This is a genomic window from Bacillus sp. J33, assembly GCF_000518885.1.
In the GTDB taxonomy this organism is placed as follows: domain Bacteria; phylum Bacillota; class Bacilli; order Bacillales; family Cytobacillaceae; genus Cytobacillus.
Genome location: NZ_JAEL01000150.1, coordinates 1 through 9,633 on the forward strand (window position 1 = coordinate 1; position 9,633 = coordinate 9,633).

The window sequence follows — 9,633 nt, forward strand, 5'->3', positions numbered from 1 at the left end:
GCTTTTCTCCATCAAGATTAGCTGAACTTATCGGGCTTTTACGGGCAGTTGGGCTGCTACACAGCTTTATCCATTATGCTTTTAAAAGTTGATGATATTTTAGCCCGAGTTGATGATATATAAAGAAAGTTACTGATATATTCGCTAAGTTGACGATAAAAATACGGAAGTTGATGATATTCCTATTTTCAGTTGAATATTAAGCTGTAAATCCACCTCAGGATTGCTTTTTCTGTACTTTTTTTCAGCCATTATGCAAAAAAACACCCCCATTTATTCAAAATAGGGGTGGTTTTTTCTAAAAACGCTTAATTTGCAACGATATTTACCAGTTTTCCTGGTACTGCAATGACTTTGCGAATCGTTTTGCCGTCGATTTGCTCTTTTACTTTGTCATCACCCATTGCGATTTGCTCCAATAGGTCCTTTTTGGCATCTGCAGGAACCATAAGCTTTGCTTTTACCTTGCCGTTGATTTGGATAACGATTTCCACTTCGTCATCAACCATTTTTGCTTCATCGTATGCAGGCCATGCCTCATAAGCAATGGTTTCACTGTGGCCAAGCTTTGACCAAAGTTCTTCAGATATGTGAGGAGCAATCGGCGAAAGCAGTTTTACGAAGCCTTCGACAAAGCTCTTCGGAAGCACATCCGCTTTATACGCTTCATTGATAAATACCATCATTTGCGAAATCGCCGTATTAAAGCGCAAGCCCTCGTAATCCTCAGTTACCTTCTTAACCGTTTGGTGGTAAACCTTCTCAATGCTGCCGCCTTCTTCAGTATCCTGGATTTTCGGACTTAATTCTCCTGTTTCTTCAACAAATAAGCGCCAGATGCGGTCAAGGAATCTTCTTGATCCATCCAAACCATTTGTAGACCATGCAATGGAGGCTTCAAGAGGTCCCATGAACATTTCATATAGGCGAAGTGTATCTGCTCCGTGGCTGGATACAATCTCATCCGGATTGACTACATTGCCTTTTGATTTACTCATCTTCTCATTATTTTCACCAAGAATCATGCCCTGATTAAATAGCTTTTGGAACGGCTCCTTCGTATGGACTACGCCCACATCATAAAGGACCTTATGCCAGAAGCGGGCATATAGAAGGTGAAGCACCGCATGCTCTGCTCCACCGATATAGATATCGACTGGAAGCCATTCTTTCAATTTTTCAGGATCAGCAAGGGCTTCACTGTTTTTAGGATCGATATAGCGAAGGTAATACCAGCAGCTTCCTGCCCATTGCGGCATGGTGTTTGTTTCCCTGCGGCCTTTTTTTCCTGTTTCGGGATCAACCACATTTACCCACTCATCGATGTTGGCTAATGGTGACTCGCCTGTACCGGACGGCTTGATTTCTGTTGTTTTCGGAAGCACCAATGGAAGCTGATCTTCCGGAACAGCTGTCATAGTACCGTCTTCCCAATGGATTACAGGAATCGGCTCTCCCCAGTAGCGCTGGCGGCTGAACAGCCAATCACGAAGGCGGTAAGTAACCTTTTTCGTACCGATGCCTTTTTCTTCGAGCCATGCGATGATTTTTTCGATAGCCTCTTCTTTGTTTAAGCCGTTAAGGAAATCCGAATTAACATGCTCTCCGTCTCCAGTATAGGCTTCCTTTTCTACATCTCCGCCAGCAACTACCTCTTTAATTGGAAGGTCAAATTGCTTGGCGAACTCATAGTCACGCTCATCATGAGCCGGTACAGCCATAATGGCGCCTGTACCATAGCTTGCAAGAACATAGTCGGCAATCCAGATTGGCATCTTTTCACCATTAACGGGATTGCTGGCATAAGCGCCTGTAAAGACACCTGTTTTTTCTTTAGCCAAATCGGTACGCTCAAGGTCACTCTTGTTCTTTACCTTCTCAATATACGCCTGAACGGCTTCACGCTGCTCATCAGTTGTAATTTGGTCAACAAGTGCGTGTTCCGGAGCAAGAACAGCATATGTGGCACCGAACAGTGTGTCAGGGCGTGTTGTGAAAACTGTAAATGTGCCGTCATGACCTTCAATACTGAAGGTCACCTCTGCACCTTCAGAGCGGCCAATCCAGTTTCGCTGCATATCTTTAAGGCTTTCCGGCCAATCCAATAAATCAAGATCCTCAAGCAGGCGGTCCGCATAAGCGGTAATTTTTAGCATCCACTGTCTCATTGGACGGCGCTCTACCGGATGGCCGCCTCGCTCACTTTTGCCATCGATAACCTCTTCATTTGCAAGAACGGTTCCCAATGCCGGGCACCAGTTAACCGCAACTTCATCAATGTAAGCCAGCCCTTTTTCATAAAGCTTTAAGAAAATCCATTGTGTCCACTTATAATATTCAGGATCTGTTGTATTGATTTCACGATCCCAGTCATATGAAAAACCTAGAGATTTGATCTGGCGGCGGAACGTATTTATATTTTGCTCCGTAAATTCTGCCGGATCATTTCCAGTATCAAGCGCATACTGTTCCGCAGGCAAACCAAATGCATCCCAGCCCATTGGATGAAGTACATTATAGCCCTGCATGCGCTTCATGCGGGAAAGAATATCTGTTGCCGTATATCCCTCCGGATGGCCAACATGAAGGCCGGCACCTGACGGATAAGGGAACATATCAAGCGCATAAAACTTGCGCTTTCCTTTATCTTCAGTTGTTTTAAATGTTTTATTTTCTTCCCAGTAGTGCTGCCACTTTTTTTCAATCTCTTGGTGATTGAAACTCATCTTTGTTTCCTCCTATTATTGAAAATAAAATGAAAGGCTCTTTTCTCATAAATTGGTCCTTTAAACCTGCCCGTTGCTTTTCAGCACGGGGCACTCAAGCTTTACCGCGGGGAAGAATGGGAGCTCCTCGGCTTCGCCTATAGGGTCTTCCACTTCCCTTACTTCCCGCTGGAGTCAAGTGCCATCCGCTGAAGTCAACTCAGTTGGTTAAAACTTAGTTGAAAAGCAATAAACTTAAAGAAAACAGGCAAATAAAAAAACCTCTCATCCCCAAAAAGGGACGAGAGGATTATGTATAAATCTCCCGCGGTACCACCCACATTAGTGACAATGTCACTCGCTTCATTCATCCTTAACGCGGAATACGGCAAGCATTACTGCTACTTCACACTTGCTGCTCAAAGGCGAGTTCATGATGTGCCCGGATGACTTGCACCGTCCGTCAACTCTCTAAAATCGGGCTAAAGGCACCATTACTACTCCTTATCAAAGCATTTCATTATAATAATATGACTATTGTAATAAATTTACCGCCAGGATGCAAGTAGGCTTATCCTGACAGGAAATTTAATATCCAGGATATGCAGCGTTCTTTAATTATGTGCATAAAATTGCCTAAACTTCATAAAAATTGTCTGCCATCCCAGGTCAGCGGGATGCGGGTGGCAAATAGCAGTTTAACCAAAGCTATTAAATAAACAGTACCGCCAACAGCTATCAGCCAATATCAGTATCACCAATAAATCCATGTTTTAAGCAAATTTTATTGAAAAAGAGGGCACTGCTGCCCTTTTATCACTGCACTGTATATCCCCCATCAATAACTGCGGCCTGGCCCGTAATTCCTTTAGCCCCTTCACCAGCCAAAAAGATTGCATAGTCTGCGATTTCTTCTACAGCTAAAAGCCTTTTTTGCGGAACTAATGGATAAATGACTTCTTCAAGCGCTTTTTCAAGCGGTACATTTCGTGTTTTTGCAAGATCATTCAACTGATTTCTTACAAGCGGAGTATCTACATACCCCGGGCATATTGCATTTACAGTTATGCCCTCTTCAGCTGCCTCCAGTGCAGCGACTTTCGTAAGGCCAATAACTCCATGCTTTGCACTGTTATAAGCAGCTTTACCCGCAAAACCCACCAATCCATTGATGGAAGCCATGTTTATAATGCGTCCGGATTTTTGTTTTTTCATAATCGGCATGGCATGCTTGATTGCAATGAATGGAGCCGTAAGCATGACTTTAATAAGAAACTCAAACTTTTCAGTCGGAAAATCTTCAATAAAGGAAACATGCTGCAGCCCTGCATTATTGATCAGTACATCCAGCGCACCAAAATGGCTGGCTGTTTTCTGAATGGCCTCTTTAATTTCAGATTCCGATGTCACATCGCATTTAAGGCCTATCGCTTCAAATCCTTCACTCTGCAAATCACCTGCTGCTTTTTTTACCGCATCCTCCTGTATATCAGTCAGAACAATCCTGGCGCCGTTTTCAGCAAATCTTTTTCCAATTTCATAGCCAATGCCCTGGGCAGCACCTGTTATAAAAACTACTTTATTTTGTACCATGATTGTCTCCTTTCAAAAACAAAGCCGAGGCCCGCAAAAGTGAGCCTCTGCCGAAATTAAATTCCAAGTCCGAGAGAGAACAGGACAATAGCCAGTGCAAGTCCGATAAGTGGAACAATTACCGTAACCGCTGCTACAGCACCATATGCAGCCTGGTGTGTCTCTCCGCAGATTGCCCTTACAGTGGTAACAACATAGCCATTATGCGGCAAGGAATCCAGTGCACCTGATGAGATGGCCACTGTTCTGTGAAGGGCTTCCGTATTGACACCCATATCCATATAATGCGGGGCCAAGATCGGCAATGCAATTGCCTGCCCGCCTGAGGCTGAACCAGTCATACCTGCGATCACACTGACAGCAATAGCTCCGCCAATCAAAGGGCTTCCAGGGATGCTGGTCATCATATCTACTGCAGTTTCAAAAGCAGGCACTGCCTTGGCCACACCGCCAAAACCAACTACTGCTGCTGTATTGCCGATTGCGATTAACGCACCAAGAGTTCCATCAGACACTGCATTCCAGAAGTTCGTAAAGTATTTGCGATTTAATAAATAAGTAGCAATCACTCCGCCTAATAATGCAAGAATAAGTGCAGATTGTTTAAGAGAATCATGGAATACAAATGAGATAATTAATACGACAATTAAAGGCACGACCCCCATGAATGGATGAGGCAAATCCTTGTTTTCAGTGATTGGATCCTGTTTGCGTGATTCGAACGTTTCCCCTTTGTTAACAGCCTTCGTAATCATGCGTTTCAGCCACCAGTAGCCGAAAATCATCATAAACACAGCAACGATTAAACTGACTTCCCAGCCTGCATATGGAGTGGTTCCAAGGTATTCAATCGGAATCCAGTTTTGAATTTCAGGTGAACCTGCAGATGTCATCGTGAAAGTAACCGAACCAAACGCAAGTGCTGCCGGGATAAACCTTCTTGGAAGATTTGCCTGCTTAAATAAACTCAATGCCATTGGATATACAGAAAAGGCAACGACAAACAGGCTGACGCCTCCGTAAGTTAAAATGGCACAGGAAGCAACTATGGCTAGGACCGCATATTTCATTCCCAATTTATCAACAACCATTTTGGATACACTGTCGGCCGCACCGCTATCCTCCATTACTTTTCCAAAAATGGCTCCTAACAAGAACATTAAATACCATGAGGTGACAAAACCTGAAAAGCCGGACATATAGTTTGCCACCAGATTGGCCTCTCCTTCTCCAGCCAGCTGCGGAAATAGCGGCATACCGCTGAATACAGCAACAAACAGTGCAGACAATGGCCCTACAACTAATAGGTTCATTCCCCGCATCGTTAAGAAAATCAGCAGGGATAGCCCGCCTATTAAACCAATCATACTTAACATTGCATTTCCCCCTTTAATTTAAAAATGGCAATTAACTATTTGCCCCCCCTTGTAACCGTTTGCAAAAATAAGCAGAATCGCCTATTTGCTAATTTATTTTGCAAGAAATGTGCCAACATGAACATCTATGAGGATAAAGGGATGGTGAACAATCTTTAAATCTTTTTTCCGGAATTCTGGAATAGGGAGATGGCAAGTCCGTTCAAATACTAGATTTGTTTTCAGATTATTCCGTCTAAAATTAGGATATATAAAAATAAAATTACTAGAATAAAAACAGTCCAGAAACCTGGACTGTTTTCCGGATTTCTGGACTGTAAAATAGTCTATACGATTCCATGCTTTTTTAGCTTTTCATACATGGAAGATTTGCTGATGCCAAGTGCCCTCGCCGCTTCTAAACGGTCATTATTATATTTGCTTAAACTCTGTGTAAGAATCCGTTTTTCTGTTTCTTCAAGAATGTCTTTCAAATTCTTCTTTCCAACAGGATAGACAGCCGAGTCTTTCATGTAATCTGGCAGTGATTCCATGGAAATAGTCTCATTGCCTGTTAGATGGATGGATGCCTCAATTACATTTTCCAGCTCTCTGATATTCCCGGGCCAGCTATATTGATGAAATTTTTCAATCACATCATGATTAATCGCACTTATACGCTTGCCTGACTTTTTCGTAATTTTTTCTATAAAATAATCGATTAAAAGAGGCAAATCCTCCATCCGCTCTCGCAGCGGGGGCACCATGAACGGCACGACATTGATTCGATAAAATAAATCTTCCCTGAAGCGTTTTTCCTCCATCATCTTTTCAAGCGGCCTGTTGGTTGCAGCAATAATTCTGACATCTACTTTAATCGACGATGTCGACCCAACGCTTTCGATTTCCCCCTCCTGCAGGGCCCGGAGCAGCTTTACCTGCATATTTAACGGCATATCGCCAATCTCATCCAAAAATAAGGTGCCGCCATCAGCAAGCTGAAATTTTCCTTTTTTGCCGCCCTTCTTCGCGCCTGTAAAAGCCCCTTCCTCGTAGCCAAACAGTTCAGACTCCAGCAAATGATCCGGAATGGCAGCACAGTTTATTTTGACAAATGGCTGATGGCTCCTATTGCTGAGCTGATGTATGCTGTGAGCGAATAATTCCTTCCCGGTCCCGCTTTCCCCGCGGATCAGAATGGAAATATCACTGGCTGCCACCATCTTTACTTTTTCTTTAAGACTTTTAATTTGACTTGAATTTCCCAATATATCATTCAGGCTGTATTTTACGCTGCGGTCAATTTCCTGGATATAGCTCTGGATTTTTGTCAGCATGCTTTTCACATGGCTGTTCATCTGCATCCATTCCTTTGTATCCCTGAAGAACACTGTCCCAAACGCGCCAATTACTTCTCCTTCGGAAAATATGGGAATACGGTTTGCAATCATATAATTGCCTTTTATATATTGCAGATCCGCAATTTCTTCCTTTCCAGTCTCAGCAACAATATGCATTCGTGAATTTTCAATAACCTGCGAGACATGCATTCCGAGAACCTGTTCCCTCTCAACTTCAAGGAAATCGCAATAATTTTTATTAATATAAATAATGGTCCCTTTCTTATCTACAACCACAAGCCATCCGAAAGCGTTTTCGACAATGGTTTCAACAATTTGAATTGGCAAATCAAATAATGCACTTTTCATTCTATTTCTCCTCGTTTTGTACAAGCATGGTTATTTCTATTTTATCATATTTTTCTGACAATAATTTTAGAATTAAAGGTATTCTTCCCGCCCTTATTGCCCATACCATTATTAACCGAAAGCTTGGGAGGTGTACCAAATGAAAGGCATTTATTTGATTAATCCACACTGGCAAACTCGGAACTTATCCAAAGAGGAATGTGTTCAATTACAAAAACAGGCTTTGGAAACATATATCAGTGAACAAAACATTTTTACTGTAAAGCTGAATCAATGGCAGCTTAATGATTATTACACGATTCCGCATGCTCTGCTATATGACTTAAAACAGCAGAAAACCGATCTGGATATCCTTTTGCTTTATTCGGAAGAAGTGCTAAAGGACTTTATTGATTCTTATCCAGCAAGATGGCTTATTTTAAAAAGCTTTTTCAAAGAGGTGGTTTTCGCCGGCAAGCAAAAAGAAGAGTATTTGGAAGGCGCAGGCTAAGTCCGTGGAGCTGGACCGATAAATTCGGCTGAATCGCTGATAAAACTTTTTGATCATTCCATATAAACAGAAAAACCTGCAGCTGCAGGTTTTTCTTATGAAGCTTGCGCCAACTCTTTGGACTCTTTAATTTTCCGGTCATAAACAAGTGTTGTCAGGATAGCTAAAACAAATAAGAGCATTAAAACGGCAAACAGCATGGAAATTCCAAAGAGATCAACCAAAATTCCGCCCAATAATGGTCCGATCATACGGCCTCCAGTTGCCGTGCTGTTAACAATCCCCTGATAAAAACCTTCTCGCCCTTTGGGAGCTAGCTGATTGGCAATTGTCGGCACTGCTGGCCATATTAGCATTTCGCCAATCGTAAGAATAATCATTGCCGTGATAAATGCCGAAAATTGTTCGGCGATTGCGGCAACCGCAAACGATACAATAAAAATAATCATACCGGCAACCATTTGGGTTTTCAGCGTTTTAAACCATTTTACCGCCACGCTTATAAAAGGCTGACCCAAAACAATTAATGCTCCGTTAATTGTCCACAGCAAGCTGTATTGTTTTAGAGAGATATTCAGCTCCTGTGTGTATGCAGCGATAGTGGATTGCCACTGGACATATCCAACCCAGCATAGCAAATATCCAATACATAGAACAAGCAGAGCGTATAGCTTAGCATGGTTTTTCACCATGCGGTTTTCTTTGAGAATGGATGGCTGCTGGCCAGAGAACGTATTAATTCCCCGGTATCCAAATACAGCAATCAGCAGAAAAACAATATACATAAGGGTGTTAGCCAGGAAAATAAGCTGAAAAGAATAGGATGCAACAAGGCCGCCAAGAGCAGCACCAATGGCAACCCCTGCATTTTGGGCTACATAGATGGCATTGAATGCCTTTCGCCCGCCTTCCTTCCAAACAGATCCGGCCATCGCAAACATCGATGGGAAAACAATTCCCGAACCGAATCCAACGATAGTTAAAAACACCACATAAGCAGGCCAGCCATGCCAGACAGTCAAACCAAGCAGTGCCATGACAGTAATCCCTATGCCCAGAAGAATGGACCGGTAGCCGCCTGCTTTATCAAAGAGGCTTCCGCCAAACAGATTGCCTGCTACACTTGCAGCAGAATTCAGCATCAGGACAAGGCCGGCCACAGACAAGGACTTTCCTAAATGTTCGTGAATGTAGATCGTGTTTAATGGCCACAAAAAAGAAGAGCCGGTTACATTCACTGCCATACCAATAATTAATAGCCATAAGGTACGCGGCATGTAAAAACGCCCCTTTACATAATTTTTATTACAGCCTGCAGACGTTCGCCCGCGGCACCTATATTTCGAAATCCAAAATAATTTTAGTTGTTTTTTCCTGTCCTTGCAATAAGTTTTTATTCGATTATTATAGACAGAATAATCCCTCTTTTCAGTTCATATTTAAACCCCGACGCATTTGATATGCTCCCCTTTAGGTAGACAGATTAAAAATAAAAATCTGGCTGCTTATGGGGGAGTATTTATTATGTCTAAAAGATCTTACTCTGCAGAAGAGAAATACGAGATATTAAAGGAATTAGACGAGCATTATTCAACATATGAACTTGAGTCAAAATATAACGTGCACCCTTCAACGATTTTGGAGTGGAAACACAAGTATGATAAGTGTGGTTTTGAAGGTCTAAAAGAGTCTTCCACTTGGAAAAAGTATTCCAAGGAATTGAAGCTAGCTGCCATTAGAGATTGTCAGTCTGGGGAGTATTCTATACGTGAGGTTGCTAG

The 9,633-nt window shown here is 42.5% G+C and carries 7 protein-coding genes and 1 other annotated feature; of the genes, 2 read left to right on the forward strand and 5 right to left on the reverse strand.

Annotated elements, in window-relative coordinates; translation table 11 throughout:
* Positions 1–308: 308 nt before the first annotated feature.
* From leuS to L634_RS0127215, 4 genes are all read right to left on the reverse strand, one after another.
* The gene (leuS, locus tag L634_RS0127200; RefSeq protein ID WP_026585120.1) at positions 309–2,726 is read right to left on the reverse strand and encodes a leucine--tRNA ligase; all 2,418 of its coding nucleotides are present in this window, start codon (positions 2,724–2,726) and stop codon (positions 309–311) included.
* A 273-nt stretch (positions 2,727–2,999) separates the two neighbouring features.
* Positions 3,000–3,225, reverse strand: a binding site (T-box leader).
* 296 nt (positions 3,226–3,521) lie between these two features.
* Positions 3,522–4,298: a 3-hydroxybutyrate dehydrogenase gene (locus tag L634_RS0127205; RefSeq protein WP_026585121.1), complete on the reverse strand. Its 777-nt coding sequence runs from the start codon at positions 4,296–4,298 to the stop codon at positions 3,522–3,524.
* A 56-nt stretch (positions 4,299–4,354) separates the two neighbouring features.
* A complete protein-coding gene (locus tag L634_RS0127210; protein WP_026585122.1) occupies positions 4,355–5,674 on the reverse strand; it encodes a GntP family permease in 1,320 nt (439 codons plus the stop codon).
* Between the two features lie 326 nt (positions 5,675–6,000).
* Positions 6,001–7,362, reverse strand: coding sequence for a sigma-54 interaction domain-containing protein (locus L634_RS0127215; RefSeq protein ID WP_026585123.1), 1,362 nt, complete (start codon positions 7,360–7,362; stop codon positions 6,001–6,003).
* 139 nt (positions 7,363–7,501) lie between these two features.
* Here L634_RS0127215 and L634_RS0127220 point away from each other — a divergent pair, with 139 nt between their 5' ends.
* Positions 7,502–7,852 carry a hypothetical protein gene (locus L634_RS0127220; RefSeq protein WP_026585124.1) on the forward strand — a complete coding sequence of 117 codons (351 nt, stop codon included), beginning with the start codon at positions 7,502–7,504 and terminating at the stop codon, positions 7,850–7,852.
* A 95-nt stretch (positions 7,853–7,947) separates the two neighbouring features.
* On the opposite strand, the gene L634_RS0127225 is transcribed toward L634_RS0127220, so the two are convergent.
* Positions 7,948–9,129 carry an MDR family MFS transporter gene (locus tag L634_RS0127225; RefSeq protein WP_026585125.1) on the reverse strand — a complete coding sequence of 394 codons (1,182 nt, stop codon included), beginning with the start codon at positions 9,127–9,129 and terminating at the stop codon, positions 7,948–7,950.
* Between the two features lie 247 nt (positions 9,130–9,376).
* On the opposite strand from L634_RS0127225, the gene L634_RS31900 reads away from it, so the two are divergent.
* The coding region (locus tag L634_RS31900; protein ID WP_034263094.1) for a helix-turn-helix domain-containing protein at positions 9,377–9,633 on the forward strand (257 nt) is incomplete at its 3' end.

Excerpts from the sequence above, each read along its gene's own strand:
- leuS (WP_026585120.1), bottom strand. The coding sequence starts at position 2,726 with ATGAGTTTCAATCACCAAGAGATTGAAAAAAAGTGGCAGCACTACTGG.
- L634_RS0127205 (WP_026585121.1), bottom strand. The coding sequence starts at position 4,298 with ATGGTACAAAATAAAGTAGTTTTTATAACAGGTGCTGCCCAGGGCATT.
- L634_RS0127210 (WP_026585122.1), bottom strand. The coding sequence starts at position 5,674 with ATGTTAAGTATGATTGGTTTAATAGGCGGGCTATCCCTGCTGATTTTC.
- L634_RS0127215 (WP_026585123.1), bottom strand. The coding sequence starts at position 7,362 with ATGAAAAGTGCATTATTTGATTTGCCAATTCAAATTGTTGAAACCATT.
- L634_RS0127220 (WP_026585124.1), top strand. The coding sequence starts at position 7,502 with ATGAAAGGCATTTATTTGATTAATCCACACTGGCAAACTCGGAACTTA.
- L634_RS0127225 (WP_026585125.1), bottom strand. The coding sequence starts at position 9,129 with ATGCCGCGTACCTTATGGCTATTAATTATTGGTATGGCAGTGAATGTA.